Consider the following 23083-nt stretch of genomic DNA (forward strand, 5'->3'; position numbering starts at 1 on the left):
CGCCGGGCCCACCCGGCCCATCGCGCGCCCCGGGCCAGCATCGACAAGAGCGTTCCGGACACGTTTCCCGAGAGGGACTGTCCGGAACGCTCTTCTCGTCGGGTGGGCCCCACTCGCGTCGTTGGGTGGGCGCGCCTCCCTCGGGTTCCGCGTTCTCTCTGCCCGCCTCGGACCCACTTGCGAGTCGTGATTGGTCCATTCCGGACGCGTAACCCGGACCAAGGGGCCGCCGCCCGCCCCGCTCCAGCACCCTGCGCCCGAAACGCCGACGCCACCCAGATGCCCGCACCCCGGAAATGACTGCGGCCCCGGCTCCCGTGTCGGGAGCCGGGGCCGCAGGCGCTACCGCTCGCGCTGATCAGTCGCGGAAGTAGCTCATCAGGCGCAGGATCTCGATGTACAGCCAGACCAGGGTGACGGTCAGGCCGAGCGCGACGCCCCACGCCATCTTGTTGGGGGCACCGGCACGAACGAGGCGGTCGGCGTTGTCGAAGTCGAGCAGGAAGCTGAACGCGGCGAGGCCGATGCACAGGAGACAGAAGGCGATCGCGATCGGGCCACCGTTGTAGAGCGGGTTCGAGCCGCCGGTGAAGAAGCTGAGCACGATGCTGCCGAGCGCCGCGAACAGCACGCCCACGATGGCGGCGGTGAGGAAGCGCGTGAACTTGGGGGTCACGCGAACGGCGCCGGTCTTGTAGACGAACAGCATGCCCACGAACACACCGATGGTGCCGAGGATCGCGGCGCCGACCGCACCGAGGACGCCACCGCCCTGGATGTCGGCGGTGAACAGGTACGTGGCCGCGCCGACGAACAACCCCTCGAGCGCACCGTAGGTCAGGGTGATCGGAGCGGAGTCCATCTTCCGGCCGAAGGTGGCGATGAGCACCACGACGAGGCCACCGATACCGCCGACGAGCAGCAACGGGAAGAGCAGACCGGGGTTGACGCTGATCATGTAGAACGCGATCACGCCCACGATGCTGAGCAGGCCCAGCGTCATGGCGGTCTTGGTGACGACGTCGTCGATCGTCATGGGCCGCGTGTCCGCCTCGAACTGCGGATGGGCCTGGGGCGCACCGTACCCGGCCTGGGCACCGAAGCCCTGGTGGCCGTACTGGCCCTGCTGGAAGGTGGCACGGCCCGCGCCACCGAGGTGGGTGGCGCCACGCGCGCTGTCCTGGGACAGAGAGCTGAAGACCGGATTGCTACTGCTGCGCATCGAGGTCCCTTCGGATTGTCGGGGAAGGTCGTGTAGCGAGAGTCCCCGCCGGGTCACCGACGAATCACTCGTACTGGGTCAACGCGTGGGCGCACCTGAGTGTTCCCCGCATTGATTCTTATCTTGCCTGACCGGTGGACCACTCGACGCAACCGTCAGTTATCGATATGTCGTTGACATTCTTGAGAATGGTGCGGATACTTCTAGACAGACGGGGGCCAACCAGGCACCCCAGATCGGAAGGAGTCGCGATGAACATCGACGACACATACGGGCCGGGCGACTTCGGCCCGTCGGCGACACCGGGCCGGGGCGGACATCCCCGGCGAGGCGGCCGCCCCGGCCGTCAGCACGGACACCACAGGGGCCGTCGTCACGAGCACGGTGGCGGCGGGGCGCCGTTCGGCCCGGGAGGGCCCGGCACGCCGTTCGGTCCTGGTGGCCCGTTCGGTCCGGGCGGGCCGTTCGGACCCGGTGGTCCCTTCGGCCCGGGAGGGGCCTTCGGCACGTTCGATGACGGTCCCGGGATGCGGCGCGGGCACCAGCGGCGACGCCGGCGAGGTGATGTCCGGCACGGCGTGCTCCTGCTCCTGGCGGAGGGGCCACAGAACGGATACGGGATCATCCGCGAACTGGCCGAGCGCAGCGGGGGCACCTGGCGCCCGAGTTCTGGCGCGGTCTACCCGGCACTCTCGCTGTTGGAGGACGAGGGCCTCATCGGTCCCGCCGACGACGCCGGGCCCAAGCACTACCAGCTCACCGACGCCGGGCGGGCGGAGGTCGAACAGCTCGCGGACCGCCCGGCCCCGTGGGACGACGCCACCGAGGAGGCCGCTTCCCGCCTGGGCGGGGACGCCGACCTCTGGAAGGCCTTCGGCGAGGCCGCCATGGCCGTGCGGGCGGTCGTCCAGACCGGCGACCCGGCCGCCGGAGAGGCGGCCACCCGGGAACTGGTCGCCCTGCGTAAACGCCTCTACGGGCTCCTCGCCGAGGCCGGGGACTGACGCGGGTGTCGGGCCCCGGGCGTCCGAACCCGGGGCCCGACCGGTATCAGACCAGGGCGACCTTGCGATCCCACGAGCGGGCGGTGCGCCACAGGCAGTACACCGCCAGCACTGCCGACGCGGCCAGGAAGCCGACGGGCATGACGTCGTTCTGGGCGGCCGCGCCCGCGGCCAGCTCGCCGAGAATGTCGACGCGCACGAACTCGAGGGTGTTGCCGGCGCCCATCGCGACGCCGAACGGCAGCGCGATCATCGCCAGCAGCGACAGCACCTGAGTGGCCACGTAGATCACGACGAACACCACGACCGGCCCACCGGCGCCCAGAGCCGCCAGTCGCCGCTCGTGCCCCACCGAGACCGCGAAGTAGTAGTAGACCGGCCAGATCAGGAACGAGGAGAGGCCCACGATGAGCCCGGCGGCGATCATCCAGGGCGGCGCGGCCGTGGTCACCGTGGTCCAGATGTCGGACAGGACTGACGACGACGGCGAGGTGATCCCTGACTGCAACCCCGCCGCCCACCAGGCGAGCAGCGCGAGCCCGGCGGTGAGGACGAGCGCGGCCAGCGACGCGATCATCGCCCACGCCAACCTGACCCAGAAAATGGTCGAGCCGCGGACGGGGATGGAGTGGGTGAAGTACCCGGTGCGGCCGTACCCGGTACGCCAGTAATCGGCGGCGAGGGTCAACTGGACGGCCGGGACCGCCACGATCGCGGCCAACACGCCCAGGGCCATCCCGAACTGGGAGAGAAGGGGCCATCCGGCGGCCCCGAGCAGACTGCCCAGGACTCCGATCAGGGTGATCATGCCGAGAGTCGTCCCGAGCGCCCCACGCGTACGCAACCATTCGTGCTTGAGCAGTGTCAGCGTCATCGGTAGGTCTCCCTGAAGATCTGATCGAGGCTGGCGGAGTGCTGGCCGCGGAGGTCGTCGGCGTCGCCCTGCAGCAGGACGCGGCCGTGGCGCATCATCACCGCGGCGTCGAGGATGGGCTCCAGGTCGTGCACCAGGTGCGTGGAGATCAGGAGCAGTGAGTCCTCGGAGAGGTTGCGGAGGATCCCGTCGAGGATGAGCTGACGTGCGGCCGGGTCGACGCCGGAGATGGGTTCGTCCAGCAGGAACACCTTCGCGTCACGGGACATGGCCAGCGCGATCTGGACCTTCTCGCGCATGCCCTTGCTCATCTCCTTGAGCCGGGCGGTTTCGCTCAGACCGAAGAACCCGATCAGGTCTCGGGCCTTCTCGGTGCGGAAATCGGAGAAGAAGTCGGCGTAGAGCTCCAGGCAGTAGGTCACCCGTGCGGAATCGGGGAGGAAGCTGGTGTCGGGCAGGAAGGAGACGATCGCTTTGGACTCGGGTCCGGGGGCGTGGCCGTCGATCCGCACGCTGCCGGAGTATCCCGAGAGCACGCCGGCGAGGATCTTGAGGAGGGTGGTCTTACCGCAGCCGTTCTCCCCGAGCAGTCCCACGATCCGGCCCGGAGCCAGGCGGAGGTCGAGCGCGTCCAACGCGGTCGTGGAGCCGTAACTCATGCGCAGCCCCGAGGCCTCGACGAGTGTGGGCGCGGCGTTCTCGGTGATGCTCACGTCAGGCACCTCCGTCGTGCGCATGGGCAGTGGTGTGGTCATGGTCGTCCCATCTGTTGTCCAGTAGTGCTCGGGCCTTGTCCTGCGTCATCCCGAGGCCGCGGACCCGACGGATGAACTCGTGGGCGGCGCCGGAGGCGAGGTCGGCGCGGACCTCGTCGATGCGGGCGTCGTCGGAGGTGACGTATCGCCCGCTGGCCCTCTCGGATCGGCACAGCTCGAGCCGTTCCAACTCGGCCAGTGCCCGCTGTGCGGTGTTGGGGTTGACGCCCAGGTCGGACGCCAGTTCGCGGACCCCGGGCATCCTCGCGCCCGCCGCCCACTCCCCGATCACGATGCGTCGCGAGAACTCCTCGACGAGCTGCACCCAGATCGGAGAGGCGGTGTCGAACTGCATCGAGCCCCCGTCCGTGTCGCTGTATTAGGTGCTTAATACAGTGACACTCATCGACGAGGGAGTCAAGACAAGGCTGGTCGCGCGTTCATTGTCTATACCCCCTAGGGTATGTATGCTGGCTGTCGAGGCCCGAGCGAGCCGACCGTTCGCCTGGCGACCTCGCGACGATCCCGCGGCCCTTGACCCCGCACTCTGTGACCTTGAGGAGAACGACCATGTGCAGACCCGCCACCTGTAAGACCTGTGGAAAGACGACGTGGGCCGGGTGCGGCATGCACGTCGACCAGGTGATGTCCGCCGTGCCCAGGTCCCAGCGGTGCCCCGGTCACGCCAAGGCCCCCGCGGAGGGGTTCCTGGCGAGGCTGTTCGGGAGGTGACCGGTCGGCCGGAACGGCCGGTGCGGATGATCGACCGGTGACGCCGGCTCAGTGCGTCAGAGCGACCTTGAGCGCCACGACGGCCACGGCGACAACCGTGAGTGCCGCCGCGCCGAGGAGCCACCTCCGATCGGGCCGTTCGCCGTTGAGTCGGCCGATCACAAAGACGACGCCGCCGATCCGCACCAGCACGGTGATCTCCGCGAGCAGGATGGCGGTACCGTGCTCGATCACCCCGATCCACCCGACCGCGAGGATGAGCGACGGCAGGACCGCCGAGCTCAGGATCGGCACCGAGTTCCGCAGTTCGGCGAGCCGCTCGGCGCGGCTCAGCGGCTCGCCCTCACGCACGCCGTGGCCCACCGCCTCGGCGAAGACGTGCGCGATGAACGTCGACAGGGCGGTGCCCAGCACTATCGCGATCCCGACGTACTTCTCGCTCTGGACGATCGGCACGAGCGCCGCGAGCACCAGGATGTTGCCGTAGATGTAAGCGCTGATCCTGCTCGCCGCGTCGTCACGATCGAGCGGCTCGCCCCGGGAGAGCCACGAGTTGCGCGGCAGGGATCGCCTGTCCGTGTCCATGCCGACAAGGGTGGCAGACGGCAGGGGTCCGTCGCGTCGAGTTCACTGTCCTGACCCGGGCCGGCGGGGGCTCGGAATACTGTGGGAATGTCTGCGATTCGAGGGCGTGGAGAGGCTCGACAATGGACTCATCGGTGGACGTGGTGGTCGTGGGGGCGGGGATCGCCGGCCTGGTCACCGCGCGTGAGCTGACCCGGGCGGGCCACGAGGTGATGGTTCTGGAGGCCCGGGACCGTGTGGGCGGCAGGCTACTGGGCGCCACGCTCGCCGGTGGCCAGCCCATCGAGGTCGGGGGGCAGTGGGTCGGCCCCACCCAACACCACGTCCTGGCACTGATCCGCGAACTGGGACTGCAGACCTTCCCCACCCACGTCGAGGGCCGGCACATCGCCGAACTCGGCGGCGCCAGGGCGGAGTACACCGGCCGGATCCCCAGGTTCGACCCGGTCACCCTGGCCGATATCGCCCAGACCCAGTGGCGGCTCGACCGGATGGCCGCCCGCATCCCGCTCGACGACCCGTGGAACGCCTCCGGCGCCGACCGCCTGGACTCGCAGACGTTCGACACCTGGCTCAGACGCACCGCCCGCACCCCGCGGGCCCGCGGGTTCTACCGACTCCTCACCGAGGCTGTGTTCTCGACCGGCCCCGAGGACCTCTCCGCGCTGTGGGCGGCGTTCTACATCGGCTCGGCCGGCGGACTGGACGCGATGATCGACACCGCCGGTGGAGCGCAGCAGGACCGCGTGGTGGGCGGGGCGCAGACGATCGCGATCGAGATGGCGCGGCAACTCGGCGAACGGGTGGTGCTGGACAGCCCGGTCACCGCGGTCGAGTGGGACGTCGGTTCCGTCCGCGTCCGTACCGGCCACCACACCGTGAGCGCGCGCCACGTGGTCGTCGCCGTTCCTCCGCCGCTCGCGTCGAGGATCCGCTACTCCCCCGGCCTGCCCGGGGACCGCGACCAGCTCGTCCAACGGTTGCCCATGGGACGGGTGATCAAGGTCAACGTCGCCTACCCGGAGCCGTTCTGGCGCGCCGACGGCTGGAGCGGTCAGGCGAACAGCGACACCCGCCCGCTGGGCACGGTCTTCGACAACACCCCCCACGGCGCCGCGGGCGGTGGCCCCGGGGTGCTGGTCGGATTCCTCGAAGGCCGACACGCGGACCGGTGCTCGCGCATGACGCCCGCCGACCGTCGGGCGCAGGTGCTGGAGGATCTCGCCGGATACTTCGGGCCCCGGGCCCGCGAACCCGTCGACTACATCGAGCGCGACTGGGCGGAGGAAGAGTACAGCAGCGGGTGCTACGGCGCGTTCGCCGCGCCCGGGACCCTGACCCGCTTCGGACCCCACCTGCGCCGCGCGGTCGGCCCGATCCACTGGGCGGGCACGGAGACCGCCACCCGCTGGGCCGGGTACATGGACGGGGCTGTCGAGTCGGGCCGTCGGGTGGCCGGGGAGATCGGTGTGCCCGGGTGAGCAGCCCGGAGTCCGTGGTCACCTGGCGGAACGGTAGCGCCCGGGTGGTGGCGTGCAGCCGCTGATCCGCACCGCCAGCCTTCGCGGCTTCGCCCCGCTCGTGAGCGAACTCGGAGGGGACCCCGAGCACCTGCTCGACCAGTACGGCATCGCGGCCGAGGCCCTCGCCGGCGACGACGGCCTGATCTCGATCACCGCGCACGACCAGATGCTCGACGCCGCCGCTGCCGCGCTCGAGTGCCCGGATTTCGGGCTGCGGCTGGCCGACCGACAGGACATCTCCATCCTCGGTCCCGTGGCCCGGGCGATCCGCCCCAGCTCCACCGCCACCGAGGCGCTCGAGTGCGCGGCGCGTTTCCTGTTCGTCCACAGCCCCGCGCTGACGATCGGCGTCGACGACGACCCGTGGAACCGGCGCGGAGTGATCGCGCTGACATACCGCAAGCAGCTGTCCGAGTCGCCGTACTCCCCTCAGGCCATCGAGCTGGGGCTCGGCCTGTTCCACCGGATGGCGGTGCAGTTGCTCGGGCGCAGTCCCGGTCTCCGATCCGTCGAGCTGACCCACGGGCCGCTCTCGCCCGTGGACCGCTACCTGGACTTCTTCGGTGCCGACATCAAGTTCGACCGCCCCGTGGCCGCGCTGTGCGTCGAGCGCAGGATCCTGGACGCCTCGTTCGCCACCGCCGACGAGGAGATCCGACAGGCCGCCCTCGACCACCTGGCGGGCACCTACTCCGACCCCGCCCACTCGATGGCGGGTCGGGTCCGCCGGGCTGTGGGCGAGCGCCTTCCCGGGCGGGTCCCGGCACTCGCCGAGGTGGCGGCGTCGCTCGCGATCCACCCGCGAACCCTGCAGCGCCACCTCGTCGTGGAGGACACCACCTACGGTCGGGTCGTGGACGACCTGCGGCGGGACCGGGCACACCGGTTCATCACGACCACCGACCTGTCCTTCACGCAGATCGCCGACCTGGTCGGGTTCTCCGAACAGTCCACGCTCAGCCACGCCGTGCGGCGGTGGTTCGGCGTCTCCCCCGGCGAGCTCCGACGCCGGGGGAGAGTGTCGCGCTGAGACAAGTGGGGCGGCGACGGACACCGGATCCTGGAAGTACCCGTCAGGAGCACGGCGCCGGGAGAGCCACGGCGCCCCGAGGAGAACAGGAGCGGTGATGCTGCGCGAACACGAGTTGGGCGACCGGGAACTGCAGGAGCAGACCCTGCGGGAACAGTCCACCGAGGAGATGCTCGAGCAGATCGGCGCGCGCTCGATCCCCGAGTTCGACGGTGTCCACGACGTGTGGCCCCGGGGTGAACGCCTGCGGGCGGTGCGCGCGGCGGCCGCCGAGTACAAGACGCGGTTCGTGCAGCAGGGGCAGGTGCGGGCGGTGCAGTCCGTGGACGTGGCGGCGGCGCCGTACCCGGTCAAGTACGCGTTCAACAACGCGGTCTCGGTCCCCAGCCTGCCGCTGATCACCATGATCAACCGGATGATCGTGGTGCAGTACGACGACTGGAACGGCCGCCCCCGCACCCTGGTGTTCGAGCCGACCGTCCCCGCGGGGTCCGCCGAGGCGCCCTTCTACGACAACCTCCAGGCGCTCGTCGACAAGGTCCCCGGCGGCAACCTGGCCGTGAAGCTGATCCTCAAGTACTTCAACGAGCCGGATCAGGCGCTCGCCAGGGTCGGGCTCACGCCGCAGGACGTGGACTTCTGCACCTTCGACCACCTGCACGTGCAGGACCCGCGCATGATCCTCGGTTCGACGGAGGTCATCCCCGGGGAGACCGCGCCCCGCGACCCACTGTTCGGAGACGCGCGGCTGCTGGTCCACCGACGTGAGCTGGCCACGCTCGAGGACCTGCACCCCATGCAGTGGGCGTGGTACGTCGCCGACGGTCTCGGCGGGGTCGACCGCTCGAAGTTCGCGGTGTTCGACGGGGACATCGAGCTCGGCCCCGGCCTCGCCCTGATGTGGACCCCCGGACACACCGACGGCAACCACTCGCTGGTCGTCAACACCCCGGACGGCGTGTGGGTGTCCTCGGAGAACGGCATCTCGCTGGACAACTGGCAGCCGGAGCTGTCCCGGATCCCGGGCGTGCGGCGGTACCACGAGCAGTTCGGCCGGGAGATCTGTCCCAACGCCAACACCCTCGAGGACTCCCTGGATCAGTACGACTCCATGATCAAGGAGAAGACCATGGCGGACCCGTGCCCCGGCGACCCGCGCTGGCTCCAGATCCTGCCCTCCACCGAGCTCGTCCCCTGGAAGCGCTTCTGGCCGGTCGTGCCCACCTACTGCCACGGTGGCATCTCCTACGGCCGGATCCGCTCCGGACTGGGAAGCGAGAAGTGACGACGACGAGGCCGCGCAGCGCGCTCGTGACCGGTGCCGGTCGCGGGGTGGGCAGGGAGATCGCCGAGATGCTCGCCGGACGCGGATACCGGGTGATGGTCACCGACGTCGACGCCGACACCGCCGCCGCGGCCGCCGCCGACCTCGGGGCGAACGCCAGCTGGGCGGCCGTCGATGTCCGCGATCACCGGCAGATCGAGATGGCTCGGGATGCGCTCGTCGAGCAGACGGGGGGCCTGGACGTGTGGGTCAACAACGCCGGCGTGCTCCTCACGGGCCCGGCGTGGGAGCAGAGCGAGGAGCAACGGCGACTGCTCATCGAGGTCAACACCCTCGGGGCGATCAACGGCACCGTCGCCGCGATCGACGCGATGCGCGGCCGGGGCCCTGGTTGTGGCGCCGGCCACGGTGGCGGACACACGGGCGGTCACCGCGGCGGCGGGCACATCATCACCATCGCCTCTCTCGCCGGGATCTCCGCCGTGCCGGGTGAGGCCGTCTACGCCGCCTCCAAGCACGCCGTGATGGGGTTCAGCACCAGCACGGCCATCGACCTGCGGCTGGCGGGGATCCACGACATCGCGATCTCCTGCATCTGCCCTGACGGGATCTGGACCCCGATGCTCCACGACAAGCTGACCGACCCGCAGGCCGCCCTGTCGTTCTCCGGATCACTGCTCACGCCCGGCGACGTGGTGCGCGCCGTCGGCGCGGTGCTGGACTCCCCCCGCCCGGTGACGTCCGTGCCGGCGTGGCGCGGAGGTCTCGCGCACCTGGGCGCGACCTTTCCGCGGCTGGCAGTGGCGGGCCTACCCCTCATGGCGGCCCTGGGGCGCCGGGCGCAGCGCCGGCTCCTGGAGAACCCAGAGGGTCAGGACCCCGCGCCGAACCGGGCTGCGAGGTAGGGGATGAGCCCCATGCACTCGGGCGTCAGCGCCAGGCAGGACGCCTCACCCGGACCGGGGCCGAAGAGATAGCGCAGCGGGTTGTCGATCGATCCGAATGGAAACACGACGTCACTCCTTGTGAATTCGGGTGCGGTGCCTTGCTCGTGAAATCGGACCTTACCGGGCACCCGTTACCGTGCGGCGGCCTTCCAGTCTGTCAAGCAGTTCGTCTGCAGCGAACTCGTGAGACGGGTGAGCCCGGGACCGGAAGAGGTCAACGCGAAGGTTATTCGACTGGTTCACGAAACGGTGAATCGCGCACGTGAGCACCCACCATCCGACGACCGCGGACACCCCCCTGACCTGCGGTGCCCTGAACGGCCCGCGCAGGGCACCCCAGGTCAGCGCCCTCTACGCCCGTCGCGCCCCCGCCCATCCCGGCCCGCGCACCAGGTACCCGACCCGGTCGGCCCAGGTCTCGGAGCGGAAGACATCGCGGGCGATCGCGATCCATTCGTGCGTGGCGATCCGCAACGGGTTGAACGTGTCGATGTTGGTGGTCAGCCCGTAGACCACCTCCTCCCCCTCGAGTTCGTGGGTGCCGAACAGGCGGTCCCACACGATGAGGATGCTGCCGTGGTTCCGGTCCAGGTACTCGCGGTTGCTGCCGTGGTGCACGCGGTGGTGAGAGGGCGAGTTGAACACCTTCTCCAGCGGCCCGATGGACCGGATCACCGCTGTGTGGATCCAGAACTGGTAGATCAGGTTGATCGCGCGCGCGTCCTGCACCAGCGCCGGCCGCACGCCCAGCAGCGAGAGCAGCCCGTACGGCACATAGATCGTCAACGCCTCGGCCACCGGCTGGCGCAGGGCCGTGGAGAGGTTGTAGCGCTCGCTGGAGTGGTGCACCACGTGCATGGCCCACAGCCAGCGGCTCTCGTGGTCGAAGCGGTGGTTCCAGTAGTAGATGAAGTCCCACCCCAGGATCGCCACCATGTAGGCGAGCGGCCCCGAGCCGAGGTCGAGCGGAGAGAACCGGAAGAGCTTCCTGGCGGCCGTCTCCGCGCTCCACAACGTCGAGACCGTGACGACCGCCGAGGCCAGCGCCGTGACCGCCGACCCGCCGGTGATGCGTCGTAGCGCGGGCGGCACCTGGACAGCCTCACCCGTGGGCACCTGCACTCTTCCCACGGCGGGCACGGGCGCGGACCCCGCGACGGTCGACGGGTGAGAGGCGGGGACCTCGTCGTCGTCGTTGCCCGGTCTCGCGCCCACACCTGACGCCACCCGCGACGGCACCGCGCCCGCCTCGAGCAACCCCGTGGTCCGGGTGCGCCGCCACACGTCTCCCGCCGTGGCCACCGCCGCCGCCGCGAGCGACAGACCCATCAGCGCCTTGGCGTACCTGCCGGTCCGGGGGGTGACCGGGGCGAGCAACCTGCCCGCGACGTACGGGGCCACGAGGCTGCCCACGCCCATCGAGAGGCTGGCCATGGTGTCGGCGAACTCGTAGTCGCCGGCCCGCTCCCCCTCCGCCGGATTGCGGGACTGCCACGCGTACTCGGCCGCCATCGCCGCGATGAAACCGGGGATCGCCAGGACCGTCAGATCGATCTTCACGTCGCTAAGGATATGACGTGGATCACCTTCGTGCGAGATCGGGACCTCGCTCGCACTGTGGATTCTCTGTCCCTCTTCCAAGTTATAGCTGGTAGGGGGCCTTGCCGCAAGGCCCCGGTACGGGTGCACACTTGCGCGATGCCACCCGTCACCACCAGCATTTTCTCTCTCCCCGACCGCCTTCGGGCCAAGGCCGATCCGGCGCTGATCGCGGCCGACGAACAGCGGTTCTCGGCGATCGCGGACTGCCTTGCGCAGCGGGTCACCGACCAGTCCGCCCGCCTCGCCGCCCGCCGCCGCGACCCCGCCGGCACCGGTGCCCAGACCATCACCCGCGACGCGGACATCCGCCGCCTGGTCGCCGAACTCGCCACCCTACGCCGGTTCGGACTGGACCTGTGCATCGGGCACGTCGCCCTCGCCGGGGACGTCGAGCCCCTCTACGTGGGCCGCATTGGGTTGACCGACCCGACCGGCACCTCCCTGCTGGTGGACTGGCGCTCACCGGCCGCCGAGCCGTTCTTCGCCGCGACGCTCGCCCGACCGATGGGGGTGAGATACCGGCGGAGGTACAGGTGGTCGGGCGGGCGCATCATCGACTACTGGGACGAGGTTCTTGACGACGACGAGGTGGGCACCCACACCGCCCTGGACGACCACTCGGCGTTCGTCGCGAGCCTCGGCCGGGCACGGACCGGCCGGATGCACGACGTACTCACCACGATCCAGGCCGACCAGGACGCGATCATCCGCGCGGACTCGTCGGGCGCACTCGTGGTGGACGGCGGTCCGGGGACGGGCAAGACGGTGGCGGCGCTGCACCGGGCGGCATACCTGCTGCACTCGGAATCTCGCCTCGGACTGCGGCGCGGACACCTACTACTGGTGGGCCCGCACCGCCCGTACCTGGACTACGTCGCGGATGTCCTTCCGGCCCTCGGTGAGCACAGTGTGCAGACGGCCACGCTCGCCGACCTGGTTCCCGACATCCCCGCTCCGGGCGTCGGCGAGGAACCCGATCCCGAGGCCGCCCGCCTCAAGTCGGGGATGCCGATGGTCCGGGCGATCGAGGCGGCCGTGCGCTTCTACGAGCAGCCTCCCGAGCAGCCGATTCGGGTCCAGACAGAGTGGATCGACCTCGAGCTGACACCGGGCGACTGGGCCGAGGCCTTCGCCTCCCCCGAGGACGGCACGCCCCACAACGAGGCCCGGCACGAGATCCTCCAGACCCTGGTCGAGATTCTCCTGGAGAAGTCCGACGCCGGCGTTCCCGAGGCGGTTCTGCGGGCGGAGCTACTGGCGAACGCCGACCTGCGCCGCGAGCTCCACCGCGCGTGGCCGATGATCGACGCGGCGGAGCTGGTGGGTGATCTGTGGACCGTTCCGGCCTACCTGCGCCTGTGCGCGCCCTGGCTCAGCTCAGAGCAGGCCCGCGTGCTCCGCCGGGACGAGCCCGCTGCCTGGACGCGATCGGACCTCCCCCTTCTCGATGCGGCGCGGCACCAGCTGGGGGATGCCGACCGGGACACGAGACGACGGCGCCGGCATGCCGAGCGCGCGGCCGAACTGCAGCGGCGGAGGTCGGTGATCGACGAGGTGATCGCGGCCGATGACGATCCCGAGGGGGTGGCGCCCATGCTGCGTCACCGCGACCTGCAGGAGGCGCTGCTCGACCAGGCCCCCGACGACGACGCGACGACCACCGACGCCGCCCGCCTGGCCGGCACCTTCGCGCACATCATCGTGGATGAAGCGCAGGAGCTCTCGGACGCCGAGTGGCAGATGATCCTGCGCCGCTGCCCGTCCGGGCACCTCACGGTGGTCGGCGATCGCGCCCAGGCGAGGCACGACTTCGCGGAGTCCTGGCCCGAGCGGCTGGAGCGGGTCGGCCTGTCCCCCGGCCGGGTCGACACGGTCCACCTGACCATCAACTACCGCACCCCGTCTGAGGTGATGGAGGCCGCCGCCCCGGTGATCAGGGCGGTGCGCCCCGACGCGAACGTGCCGGTCTCGGTCCGCAGCAGCGGCGAGCCGGTCGCGTACGGCCGCGTCGGCGATCTGCGGAACGTGCTCGAGGCGTGGCTCGAGTCGAACCCGGAGGGCGTGGCCTGCGTGATCACCGCGACCGGCGCTCACGGCGACGACTTCCCGGCGAGCGGGGTGCCAGCGAGCGAGGTGCCGGCGAGCGACCGCGTCCGATCACTGACCGCGGCCACCGCCAAGGGGCTCGAGTTCGACCTGGTCGTACTGGTCGATCCGGGCGCCGCCGGTACCGGCGAGATCGGCGCCGGCGCGATCGGAGTGGGCACGACCGGTGCGGGTGCGACCGACGCGGGCGTGATCGACGCGGTCGACCGCTACGTCGCGATGACCCGGGCGACGCGGTCGCTCACGGTCCTCACCCGATAGCGGACCCGGCCGGTCACGGCGAGATCTGCTCCTCCTCCGCGGCCGTCACCGCCGGCCCCTCGGTCTGCGCGGTGTTGCGGACGAACCACGCGCCCACCACGGTGATGAGCGAGATGATCGCGCCCACCACCAGCGCGTTGTGGACGCCGGTCATCTGCGCGGCCACGTCGCCCTGTCCGGACTCGGCGCCGGCCACGATGCCCAGCGTCATGACGGTGATGAACAGCGCCGTGCCCGCGGCCGCGGCCACCTGCTGCAGCGTGTTGAGCAGAGCGGAGCCGTGCGGGTACAGGTGCGGCGGCAGGGACCCCAACGCCGAGGTGAGAAGCGGCGAGAACAGCAGCGCCAGGCCCACGCTGAGCACCATGTGCCACACGACGACGATGACCAGCGACGACTCCGCCGAGAAGAAGAGGTACATGCCCCACAAGCCGGCGGCCGCCAGGATCGAGCCCGGGATGATCAGCGGGCGCGGTCCGATGCGGTCGAAGAGTCGACCGACGAACCACCCGAGCACACCCATGAGCAGACCGCCGGGCAGCAGCGCGAGGCCGGACTCGAGGGTGGTGGTGCCCAGGATCTGCTGCATGTACAGCGGCAGCAGGATGAGGGTGCCGAACAGCGCCATCATGGACAGCAACATGAGCGTGAGGCTGACGGTGAAGGTGCGGAAGGCGAAGGCGCGCACGTCGAGGAGCGCGTAGTCCTTGAGCGAGAGCTGCCGCCAGACGAACACCGCCAGTGCGGCCACGCCCACGAGGACGGGCACCCACGGGGACACCAGCGCGTTGTCGTTGGCGGCTTCACCGAAGGAGCTCAGGCCGAAGATCAGGCCCGCGAAGCCGACGGCCGAGAGCACGCCGGAGAGGATGTCGAGCGGGATCGGGCGGGTGGCGGTGACGTTCCGGATCAGCGTGGCTCCGGCCACCAGTGCGAGCAGGCCGATGGGCAGGACGAACCAGAACATCCAGCGCCAGCTCAGCACGTCGAGCACCAGGCCACCGACGGTGGGGCCGATGGCCGGGGCCACCGCGATCACGATGGAGATCACGCCCATGGTGCGGCCGCGACGGTCCGCGGGCACCACGTTGAGCACGGTGGTCATGAGCAGCGGGATCATGATCGCGGTACCCACGGCCTGCACCACCCGGCCGGCGACCAGGACCACGAACACCGGGGCCAGCGACGCCAGCAGGGTGCCGAGGGTGAAGGTCGTCATGGCGATGATGAACACCGTCCGCAGCGGTAGCCGCATGAGCATCCACCCGGTGAACGGGATGACCACGGCCATGGTGAGCATGAACGCGGTGGTGAGCCACTGGGCGGTGGCCGCGGCGACCGCGAACTCCCCCATCAGCTCGGGGATCGCGACCGACATGATGGTCTCGTTGAGGATCACCACGAACGCCGCGGCCACGAGCAGTGCGATCAGCCTCGTGGTGGCGGCCGGCAGCGGCGGGGAGCCCAGCGCCGGGCCGGGCTGGGCAGGATCGGGCTGCGGGGGATCGGGCTGGCCCGGGTCAGGCTGGGCCCGGGAAAAGGCAGTGGAGGATGACTCAGTCGTCACGGGAATCCTTAGACATTACGGGTCGAGACAAAGGTAAACCCGGCGAGGCCTCACGGCGCGCACGGGAACTCCCGCACTGTACGCCAGGATCTCCGACAGGCTTGCTGATGTGACCACCATTACGGCGGCGCGTGCGCGAGCGGGTCGGTGGGCCGACGAGCGGGTGGGGCAGAATCGACACATGACCGGGACCAGGAGCGCGCGACGGGGCGAGGTGGAGACGCGCGCCCTGCCGATCTACGCGGCGGGCGACGCGGTGATGCCGTTCGCGATCACCGGCATGGACGAGCTCGTGGCCCGCGACATCGAATGGGAGCCGCACTCCCACCCCACCCACGAGCTGCTGTGGAACCGGTCGGGGGCGTCCACCGTGACCATCGGGGCGCGTACGTGGTCCATCACCCCCTCGGTCGGACTGTGGATCCCCGCGGGCGTCCTGCACTCCGCGGCCACCCCGGCGGGCACCTGGTACCGGACCGCGCACGTCGACGTCCGCACCGACTCGCCACTGCCGACCGAGCCCGTCGCGGTGGAGGTGACGCCGCTGCTCACCCTGTTGCTCGAGCGACTGGTGGACCACACCCTGGGGGCCCGGTCGCGGGAGCTCACGGAGCAGATGGTGTTCGACCTCCTCGAACCCTCACCCCACGCGCTGTTGGTGCAGCGGCCGGACTCCGAGCTGCTGCGCCCGATCGTCGCGGCCCTCGAGTCGCACCCCGGTGACGACCGGTCGCTCACCGAGTGGGCGGCCCGGCTCGGGGTGAGCGAACGGACCGTGACGCGCGCGTTCCGGGCCGAGACCGGACTGAGCTTCGGCGCGTGGCAGGCGGCCTTCCGCGCCCAGCACGCGTCGGTCCTACTGGGTAGTGGAGTCCCGGTCGACGAGGTGGCCGTGCGCGTGGGCTACCGCTCGGCGAGCGCGTTCGGGGCGGCCTTCCGGCGGACCACCGGCCTCACCCCGGGGCAGTTCCGCCCGGCCACCGTTTCCGGCCCCGGCCACGCCACCATCCCCGGCCCCGGCCCGACCACCAGCGCGAGCCTGTCCGATTCGCTACACCAGGCGTCCTGATCGAGCGATTGCGCCGTGCGGTGGTGCGGTCGTAAGGTCTTAGGCCAGCCTCACCTAATGGTCAGCCCGCGCCGGATACGTCGGCGCGGCGCCCGGGTGGGTCCTGCCCTGTTCATCGTCTCCAGAATGAGAGAGCCGCCCTGATGCGTTCTCGCGGTGTTGTCCCCTTCCTGATCGCCACCACGGCCGCCCTCGTGCTGTCCGCGTGTGGCTCTCCCGCCGACTCCGACGAGTCCACGGGCGCGACCGCCGCCGGCGGGTCCGGGTCGTTTCCCGTGGTGATCGAGCACGCGCTCGGCACCACCACCATCGACCAGGCGCCCGAGCGGGTGGCCACCGTCGCGTGGGCCAACCACGAGGTGCCGCTCGCCCTGGGTGTCGTCCCGGTGGGCATGGCCGCGGCGACCTTCGGTGACGACGACGGCAACGGCATGCTCCCGTGGGTGGAGGAGCGACTCGAGGAACTCGACGCCGAGCCCCCCGTGCTGTTCGACGAGACCGACGGGATCGACTTCGAGGCCGTCGCCGACACCGACCCGGACGTCATCCTCGCCGCCTACTCCGGTCTGACGCAGGAGGACTACGACACCCTGAGCGAGATCGCCCCCGTCGTGGCGTACCCCGAGGAGGCGTGGGCCACCTCGTGGCGCGACACGATCCGCTTCAACTCCATGGGGATGGGCATGGCGGCCGAGGGCGACGCGCTGGTCGACGAGCTCGACGCCGAGATCGCCGAGGCCGCAGCCGCGCACCCGGAACTCGAGGGCACGCGGACCATGTTCCTCACCCACCTCGACCCGTCCGACCTGAGCACGGTGAACTTCTACACCGCCGCCGACACCCGGGCCGCGTTCTTCGAGGACCTGGGTCTGGCCACGCCGGCCGCCGTGACCGAGGCCTCGGCGAGCGGCAAGTACTCCGGCAGCATCAGCGCCGAGCAGCTGGACCAGTTCGACGACGTCGAGCTGATCGTCACCTACGGCGACCAGAGCCTCGTCGACACCCTGAAGTCCGACCCGCTGCTGTCCCAGATGCCGGCGGTCAAGAACGACGCCATCGTGTTCCTCGACGGCAGCGGCCCGATGGGCACCGCCGCCAACCCCACCCCGCTGGCCATCTCGTGGGTGCTCGACGACTACGTGGCGCAGCTGGCGGAGGCCGTCGGCACCCGCGAGTGAGTCCCCACACCACCGCCCCGTCCGCGCCGGGTGCCGCCACGTCCGCTGTCAGGACGCTGCGGCGCCCGGCGCGGGTACGCGTGGCGTGGCTCCTGGTGACGATCGCCGTCCTCGTCGTCGTCGTCATCGCCTCGGTGTCCATCGGCTCCCGCACGGTCTCCCTCGACGAGATCCTCGCCGCGCTGGGCGGCTCCACCGACGGCCTCGGCGAGGCGTCGGTGGTCAAGCGCATCTCCCGCACCATCATGGCGATGCTCGTCGGCGCGGCGCTGGGCCTGGCCGGCGCGGTGATGCAGGGCGTGACCCGCAACCCGCTCGCGGATCCGAGCATCCTGGGCGTGACCATGGGTGCCTCGCTGGCCGTCGTGGTGGGGATCGCGTACTTCGGGCTGTGGACCTACACCGGGTACATCTGGGCCGCGATCATCGGCGCCGGGATCGCGGCGGTGTTCGTCTACACGGTCGGCTCCCTCGGGCGCGGCGGGGCCACCCCGCTCAAACTCGTCCTGGCCGGCGCGGCCACCTCGGCGGCGGCCACCTCCTTCGTCAGCGCGGTCGTGCTGCCGCGCGGGGACATCGCCGGCGGCGTGCGTGCCTGGCAGGTCGGCGGCGTCGGCGGGGCGAGCACCGAGGCGATCGAGCAGGTACTGCCGTTCCTCGTGGTGGGCGCGCTCATCTGCTTCTTCGCCGCTCGTCCACTGAACTCGTTGGCCCTGGGCGACGACCTGGCCGCGGGACTCGGCGAACGCGTGGTCCTCACCAGGGCCGTGGGCGCGCTCGGGTCGGTGCTGCTGTGCGGCGCCGCGACCGCCGTGGCCGGGCCCATCGCCTTCGTGGGACTCATCGTCCCCCACACCTGCCGCCTGCTCGTTGGCGTGGACCACCGCTGGCTGCTGCCGTTCACCGCGCTCGTCGGGGCCGTCCTCGTCACCGCCTCCGACGTCCTCGGCCGCGTGGTGGCCCGGCCGGCGGAGATCGACGTGGGGATCATCACCGCGCTGGTGGGCGCCCCGATCTTCATCGCGATCGTCCGCCGCCAGAAGATCCGGGAGGTGTGATGACGACGACGAGCAACGCCGCGACCTCGAACTCTCCGGCCACGGGCTCCCTGACCACCGGCGCTGTGTCCACGGCCCGCCCGGCGTCCGTCGCGCTGATCGCCCGCGGTCGCCGCACCCGCAGGCGTCGGCGGCTGCTCGTCCTGACCGCGCTCGCCCTGGTCGCCGCGGCGCTGTTCGCCGCCAGCCTCATGGTGGGCAGGACGTTCTATCCCCCGGCCGACGTGCTGGGCGTGATCCTGGGCCACGACGTGGCCGGCGCCTCGTTCACCGTCGGGCGACTGCGCCTGCCACGCGCGGTGCTCGCGATACTCACCGGCGTCTGCTTCGGCATCGGCGGCGTGACCTTCCAGACCATGCTGCGCAACCCACTGGCCTCCCCGGACATCATCGGCATCAGCTCCGGCGCCAGCGCGGCGGCGGCGTTCGCGATCGTCATCCTGGGTCTGGGCGGCGCGCAGGTCTCGGCGTTCGCGATCGTCACGGGCATCGCCGTGGCCCTGGCCATCTACCTGCTGGCCTACCGCGGCGGGGTGGTGGGCACGCGGCTGGTGCTGATCGGCATCGGCACCGCGGCCATGCTCAACGCGGCCACCAACTACATCCTCAAGACCGCGCCGCAGTGGGAGCTGCAGGAGGCCATGCGCTGGATCACCGGCAGCCTCAACGGTGCCTCGTGGCCCCAGGTGCAGCCGGTGCTGGTGGCGTGCCTCGTGTTCGCCCCGGTGCTGCTGCTCAAATCCCGCGATCTGTCCATGCTGCGGCTGGGCGACGACACCGCCTCCGCACTCGGCGTGCGCACCGAGCTCACCCGGATCATGCTCATCGTGGCCGCGGTCGGCCTGATCGCCTTCGCCACCGCGGCCGCCGGGCCCATCGCGTTCGTGGCGTTCCTGTCCGGGCCCATCGCCGCGCGGCTCGTGGGCCCGCACGGCTCCCCACTCGTGCCGGCGGCGCTGGTGGGCGTGATCCTGGTGCTCGGCGCGGACCTGGTGGGCCAGTACGCCTTCGGCTCCCGCTACCCGGTGGGCGTCATCACCGGGGTGCTCGGCGCGCCGTACCTCATCTACCTGATCGCCCGCAATAATCGCACCGGAGGCGCACTGTGACCACCGACCACTCCCTCCACGCGACCGGCCTCGACCTGGGGTACCGCGACCGCACCGTCATCCAGGACCTGGACCTGCAGGTGCCACCGGGGCGGATCACCGCGATCGTCGGGGCAAATGCCTGCGGCAAATCCACTCTGCTCAGGTCGATGTCCCGGCTGCTCAGGCCCCGCGGCGGGCAGGTTCTCCTGGACGGTGAGCAGGTGCACCGCATCCCCGCCAAGAAACTGGCCCGCACGCTGGGGCTGCTCCCCCAGTCCCCCCTCGCTCCGGAGGGGATCACCGTCTCCGACCTGGTGGGCCGCGGGCGGAACCCTCATCAGGGGATGCTGTCGCGGTGGAGCCGGGACGACGACGAGGCCGTGGCCGCCGCACTCGAGGCCACCGGCACCCTCGAGCTCGCCGACCGGGCCGTGGACGAGTTGTCCGGCGGACAGCGCCAGCGCGTCTGGATCGCCATGGCCCTGGCCCAGCACACCGACCTGCTGCTGCTCGACGAGCCCACCACGTTCCTCGACGTGGCCCACCAGGTGGAGGTGCTGGACCTACTGGTGGACCTCAACCGCGACCGCGGCACCACCATCGTCATGGTCCTGCACGACCTCAACCTGGCCGCCCGCTATGCCGACCACCTGGTGGCGCTGGCCGGCGGGCGGGTGCACTGCGCGGGCGCGCCCCAGGAGGTGTTCACCACCGAGATGGTGAGCGCGGTGTTCGGGCTCGACTCGGTGGTGATCCCCGACCCCACGTCCGGCCGGCCGCTGATGCTGCCGCTCGGGCGGCACGGGGTCCGCGATGGGAACGGTGGTCCTGGTGAGCACGGGGGTCCCGGTGAGCACGGGGGTCCTGGTGAGCACGGGGCGATGAGCGGGCAGGGCACGAGCGGTCAGGCGTGAGCGGTCAGGCGTGAGCGCGGGGTTGCGCGCCCTCTCCGGCTTGCGCGCCCCCTGGCACGACCTCACCGCGGGGGTTGCGCGCCCTCTCCGGCTTGCGCGCCCCCTTGGCACGCCCTCACCCCACTTATGCGCCCTGAATGGTCCATTCCGGACACGCAAGTCCGGGAGCACGCCACCGAGGCGCCCGCCCCCGGAGCCGGGCGGCCGGCACGGGGCCCTCAAGGCTCACACCAGCACCGCGAGCCACAGCGGCCTCAGATCTCGGGCAACCGATCCGCGCCCCAACTCCCGTGGATCAGGTCGGTCACCCGGGCGACCTCCTCGGCGGAGACGGTGTCGGTCTCACCCGGCTCCAGGGCGTCGAAGTGGAAGATGTACAGGCGGGAGAGGAACTCCTCGAACGGCAGCGACGACTCGCCGAACCGCTCCCCGCTGCCGGCGGTGCTCACCACCACGCCGTTGCCCCAGTCCTGGCCGCTGTCGTTGTTGGGGTTGAAGAAGTAGACGCGCATGGTCTCGTCGGGGTCCAGCGCGACCCGCAGGATCGTGATGGCGTGCCAGCCCACGAACCGGCCCGAGCTGTCGGTGACGGCGACGCCGGCGGGTTGCGGGTGGATCAGGGGTTGGTTCCCGTTGTGGAACGGGTGGTAGCTGCCGTAGAAGTGCCGCACGAAGTCCTCGAGGTCGGTGAGCCGGCCGGACTCAACGTCCACGTTGATGCGGAATCCGCGAGAAGCCCACCAACCGTGGAACTCGGGGTTGACCCAGCGATGCGGGTCGCCCGCGCGATCGCTGCACAGCCGGCCCATCTCCGCGTAGATGCGGTCCAGGTGCGGCACCACCAGAAGCGACACCGGGTCGAGGTCCACGGGCAGGGTCTCCGCCAGGCCCGCCTCGAGCTCGCGGGAGGACAGGGGCCGGCCCTCGAAGTGCATGACCACCTCGTTGTCCCGCGCCGCCCACGCGATGGTCTGCAGCAGGTAGTCGGGATCGTTGTACGCCCACATCGACAGTGCGCGGGCGGACTGGCAGGTGGGGTTGTCGCCCTGCCCCACGCCGAGCGGCTGGCCGAGCATCGACAGGGTCCCGGCCAGCAGCCAGATCCGTCCCGGCCGGGCCGGACCGTAGGCCAGCGCCAGACGCTCGTTCGCGTAGTCGGACAGCGGTAGAGCCAGCAGCCGCCACAGCGCGGGCCCGACGGCCGGCTGGAAGAGGATGCCGCGCTCGAGCAACAACGCCAGTCCGTAGACCGACTGAGCGGTCTCGGGATGGACGGCGGCGTCGATCAGCGCATCGACCAGGCCGTGGAAGCACAGCAGGCTCTCGCGACCGGTGCTCGACAGGCCGAGGGCCTCGCTGAGCAGGAAGCTGCCCTTCTCGCGGAGGAACCGCAGCAGGACGGGGTGGTACGCCGAGACCAGGCCCGTGTCGTGCATGGACCGCGCGAACCCGGCGGCCTCGTACTGCAGGGCCCCCTCGTCCATGGACTCCAGGCGGGAGCGGTAGACGTCCACCCCGGGGTCCTCCCGGCTGGCCTCGGTGGTGCCGTAGATGCTGCTGATCAGCCGGTCGACGCCGAAGCCACCGCTGCTGGTGTCCACCTCGGGGTCGTGGCGTGCCACCGCGAGCTGGGTGATGGTCTCCTTGATGTGGTCGACCTGGATCGGGCGTTGGCGCAGGATCCGCCAGATCTCCTCGACCAGCTGGTCCAGGACGCTGTCGTAGCCGATCTCGCCGGCGATGTGCGCCAACGACGTGCGGGTCACCTTGGCCATCCGGCCCTGTTGCACCCGTTCGGCCTCGGTGGCCGCCGTGAACAGCAACGCGGCGTTGGTGGCCAGGACCTCCTTGAGGTGCTGGAGGGCCTGCTCGGCCGACACATCGGGGTGCGGGTAGTCTCCCCGGGCCACCGCGGCCAGACGCAGGTCGCTGACGATCTCCATCACGGCCGTGTCGGCGTTGGGGCTGCGGAGCGACCCCGTGCTCAGCGCCGGGACCAGTGAACTCGGCGATGCCCAGTCCGTCCCCTCGTACAGTCCGGCGGACTCGAGTTCCCGGGCCATCGACTGCACGGCCCGGGCACCGCCGTCCTGGAGCAGGACCAGGCGCAGGCCGTCGAGCACGCGCCGCTTCGGCGTGGTCTTGCCGACGTCTCCTGCCTCGGCGAGGGCCCTGGTCGCGTCGACGAGCGAGGCCACCCGCTTGTCGAGCACTCGCGTCGCGGTGGGCGCATCGTCGGCCACTGGCTCATCGTCGGCCACTTGGTGTCACTCTCCACAT

At 70.8% G+C, this 23083-nt stretch carries 21 protein-coding genes; 12 read left to right on the plus strand and 9 right to left on the minus strand.

Features of this window, described 5'->3' with window-relative positions; genetic code table 11:
• Positions 1-358: 358 nt before the first annotated feature.
• Complete coding sequence (locus IY392_RS06525) at positions 359-1222, minus strand: Bax inhibitor-1/YccA family protein (RefSeq protein ID WP_107756860.1); 864 nt, start codon at positions 1220-1222, stop codon at positions 359-361.
• Between the two features lie 251 nt (positions 1223-1473).
• Between IY392_RS06525 and IY392_RS06530 the strand changes: the two genes are divergently transcribed.
• Positions 1474-2226, plus strand: coding sequence for a PadR family transcriptional regulator (locus tag IY392_RS06530; protein WP_194860799.1), 753 nt, complete (start codon positions 1474-1476; stop codon positions 2224-2226).
• Between the two features lie 46 nt (positions 2227-2272).
• On the opposite strand, the gene IY392_RS06535 is transcribed toward IY392_RS06530, so the two are convergent.
• From IY392_RS06535 to IY392_RS06545, 3 genes are read right to left on the minus strand one after another with little or no spacing between them, the layout of a single operon-like run.
• Complete coding sequence (locus IY392_RS06535) at positions 2273-3100, minus strand: hypothetical protein (RefSeq protein WP_194860800.1); 828 nt, start codon at positions 3098-3100, stop codon at positions 2273-2275.
• Positions 3097-3813, minus strand: coding sequence for an ABC transporter ATP-binding protein (locus IY392_RS06540; protein WP_309230150.1), 717 nt, complete (start codon positions 3811-3813; stop codon positions 3097-3099). Before IY392_RS06540 ends, IY392_RS06535 begins: the two co-directional genes overlap by 4 nt.
• A 1-nt stretch (position 3814) precedes the next feature.
• A complete protein-coding gene (locus IY392_RS06545; protein WP_182612761.1) occupies positions 3815-4210 on the minus strand; it encodes a GntR family transcriptional regulator in 396 nt (131 codons plus the stop codon).
• Positions 4211-4425: 215 nt separating this feature from the next.
• Between IY392_RS06545 and IY392_RS06550 the strand changes: the two genes are divergently transcribed.
• A complete protein-coding gene (locus tag IY392_RS06550; protein WP_182612762.1) occupies positions 4426-4587 on the plus strand; it encodes a hypothetical protein in 162 nt (53 codons plus the stop codon).
• A 48-nt stretch (positions 4588-4635) separates the two neighbouring features.
• On the opposite strand, the gene IY392_RS06555 is transcribed toward IY392_RS06550, so the two are convergent.
• Positions 4636-5172, minus strand: coding sequence for a hypothetical protein (locus IY392_RS06555; protein ID WP_107756864.1), 537 nt, complete (start codon positions 5170-5172; stop codon positions 4636-4638).
• Positions 5173-5294: 122 nt separating this feature from the next.
• Between IY392_RS06555 and IY392_RS06560 the strand changes: the two genes are divergently transcribed.
• The 4 genes from IY392_RS06560 (at position 5295) to IY392_RS06575 (ending at position 9915) form a co-directional block, all read left to right on the plus strand.
• Positions 5295-6653 carry a flavin monoamine oxidase family protein gene (locus IY392_RS06560; protein WP_194860801.1) on the plus strand — a complete coding sequence of 453 codons (1359 nt, stop codon included), beginning with the start codon at positions 5295-5297 and terminating at the stop codon, positions 6651-6653.
• A 52-nt stretch (positions 6654-6705) separates the two neighbouring features.
• Positions 6706-7725: an AraC family transcriptional regulator gene (locus IY392_RS06565; protein ID WP_182612764.1), complete on the plus strand. Its 1020-nt coding sequence runs from the start codon at positions 6706-6708 to the stop codon at positions 7723-7725.
• A gap of 97 nt (positions 7726-7822) precedes the next feature.
• On the plus strand, positions 7823-9010 hold the full coding sequence (locus IY392_RS06570) for a hypothetical protein (protein ID WP_182612765.1): 1188 nt from the start codon (positions 7823-7825) through the stop codon (positions 9008-9010).
• Positions 9007-9915 carry an SDR family oxidoreductase gene (locus tag IY392_RS06575; RefSeq protein WP_194860802.1) on the plus strand — a complete coding sequence of 303 codons (909 nt, stop codon included), beginning with the start codon at positions 9007-9009 and terminating at the stop codon, positions 9913-9915. The genes IY392_RS06570 and IY392_RS06575 overlap by 4 nt, the downstream gene beginning before the upstream one ends.
• On the opposite strand, the gene IY392_RS06580 is transcribed toward IY392_RS06575, so the two are convergent.
• Positions 9882-10022, minus strand: coding sequence for a hypothetical protein (locus IY392_RS06580; RefSeq protein ID WP_156607202.1), 141 nt, complete (start codon positions 10020-10022; stop codon positions 9882-9884). The two genes, IY392_RS06575 and IY392_RS06580, sit on opposite strands and share 34 nt — an antisense overlap.
• A gap of 286 nt (positions 10023-10308) precedes the next feature.
• Positions 10309-11517: a sterol desaturase family protein gene (locus IY392_RS06585; RefSeq protein ID WP_194860803.1), complete on the minus strand. Its 1209-nt coding sequence runs from the start codon at positions 11515-11517 to the stop codon at positions 10309-10311.
• 138 nt (positions 11518-11655) lie between these two features.
• Between IY392_RS06585 and helR the strand changes: the two genes are divergently transcribed.
• Complete coding sequence (gene helR / locus IY392_RS06590) at positions 11656-13926, plus strand: RNA polymerase recycling motor ATPase HelR (protein WP_194860804.1); 2271 nt, start codon at positions 11656-11658, stop codon at positions 13924-13926.
• Positions 13927-13939: 13 nt separating this feature from the next.
• On the opposite strand, the gene IY392_RS06595 is transcribed toward helR, so the two are convergent.
• Positions 13940-15493 carry an MDR family MFS transporter gene (locus IY392_RS06595; RefSeq protein ID WP_194860805.1) on the minus strand — a complete coding sequence of 518 codons (1554 nt, stop codon included), beginning with the start codon at positions 15491-15493 and terminating at the stop codon, positions 13940-13942.
• A 181-nt stretch (positions 15494-15674) separates the two neighbouring features.
• Here IY392_RS06595 and IY392_RS06600 point away from each other — a divergent pair, with 181 nt between their 5' ends.
• The 5 genes from IY392_RS06600 to IY392_RS06620 all read left to right on the plus strand — a co-directional run bounded on the left by IY392_RS06600 (position 15675) and on the right by IY392_RS06620 (position 20803).
• On the plus strand, positions 15675-16562 hold the full coding sequence (locus IY392_RS06600; RefSeq protein WP_228549105.1) for an AraC family transcriptional regulator: 888 nt from the start codon (positions 15675-15677) through the stop codon (positions 16560-16562).
• Positions 16563-16705: 143 nt separating this feature from the next.
• A complete protein-coding gene (locus tag IY392_RS06605) occupies positions 16706-17740 on the plus strand; it encodes an ABC transporter substrate-binding protein (RefSeq protein WP_107756871.1) in 1035 nt (344 codons plus the stop codon).
• Between the two features lie 56 nt (positions 17741-17796).
• A complete protein-coding gene (locus IY392_RS06610) occupies positions 17797-18798 on the plus strand; it encodes an iron ABC transporter permease (RefSeq protein WP_194860813.1) in 1002 nt (333 codons plus the stop codon).
• Positions 18798-19907, plus strand: a complete 1110-nt coding sequence (locus IY392_RS06615) for an iron chelate uptake ABC transporter family permease subunit (RefSeq protein WP_228549106.1) — start codon at positions 18798-18800, stop codon at positions 19905-19907. The genes IY392_RS06610 and IY392_RS06615 overlap by 1 nt, the downstream gene beginning before the upstream one ends.
• Positions 19904-20803, plus strand: a complete 900-nt coding sequence (locus IY392_RS06620) for an ABC transporter ATP-binding protein (protein WP_194860807.1) — start codon at positions 19904-19906, stop codon at positions 20801-20803. Before IY392_RS06615 ends, IY392_RS06620 begins: the two co-directional genes overlap by 4 nt.
• Positions 20804-21057: 254 nt before the next feature.
• Here IY392_RS06620 and IY392_RS06625 read toward each other — a convergent pair whose 3' ends face one another.
• On the minus strand, positions 21058-23046 hold the full coding sequence (locus IY392_RS06625) for a hypothetical protein (RefSeq protein ID WP_194860808.1): 1989 nt from the start codon (positions 23044-23046) through the stop codon (positions 21058-21060).
• Between the last annotated feature and the right edge of the window lie 37 nt (positions 23047-23083).

Source organism: Dietzia sp. SYD-A1, assembly GCF_015356725.1.
Taxonomy (GTDB): Bacteria; Actinomycetota; Actinomycetes; order Mycobacteriales; family Mycobacteriaceae; genus Dietzia.

Excerpts from the sequence above, each read along its gene's own strand:
- IY392_RS06525 (WP_107756860.1), bottom strand. The coding sequence starts at position 1,222 with ATGCGCAGCAGTAGCAATCCGGTCTTCAGCTCTCTGTCCCAGGACAGC.
- IY392_RS06545 (WP_182612761.1), bottom strand. The coding sequence starts at position 4,210 with ATGCAGTTCGACACCGCCTCTCCGATCTGGGTGCAGCTCGTCGAGGAG.
- IY392_RS06555 (WP_107756864.1), bottom strand. The coding sequence starts at position 5,172 with ATGGACACGGACAGGCGATCCCTGCCGCGCAACTCGTGGCTCTCCCGG.
- IY392_RS06550 (WP_182612762.1), top strand. The coding sequence starts at position 4,426 with ATGTGCAGACCCGCCACCTGTAAGACCTGTGGAAAGACGACGTGGGCC.
- IY392_RS06560 (WP_194860801.1), top strand. The coding sequence starts at position 5,295 with ATGGACTCATCGGTGGACGTGGTGGTCGTGGGGGCGGGGATCGCCGGC.
- IY392_RS06600 (WP_228549105.1), top strand. The coding sequence starts at position 15,675 with ATGACCGGGACCAGGAGCGCGCGACGGGGCGAGGTGGAGACGCGCGCC.
- IY392_RS06570 (WP_182612765.1), top strand. The coding sequence starts at position 7,823 with ATGCTGCGCGAACACGAGTTGGGCGACCGGGAACTGCAGGAGCAGACC.
- IY392_RS06605 (WP_107756871.1), top strand. The coding sequence starts at position 16,706 with ATGCGTTCTCGCGGTGTTGTCCCCTTCCTGATCGCCACCACGGCCGCC.
- helR (WP_194860804.1), top strand. The coding sequence starts at position 11,656 with ATGCCACCCGTCACCACCAGCATTTTCTCTCTCCCCGACCGCCTTCGG.
- IY392_RS06530 (WP_194860799.1), top strand. The coding sequence starts at position 1,474 with ATGAACATCGACGACACATACGGGCCGGGCGACTTCGGCCCGTCGGCG.
- IY392_RS06615 (WP_228549106.1), top strand. The coding sequence starts at position 18,798 with ATGACGACGACGAGCAACGCCGCGACCTCGAACTCTCCGGCCACGGGC.
- IY392_RS06535 (WP_194860800.1), bottom strand. The coding sequence starts at position 3,100 with ATGACGCTGACACTGCTCAAGCACGAATGGTTGCGTACGCGTGGGGCG.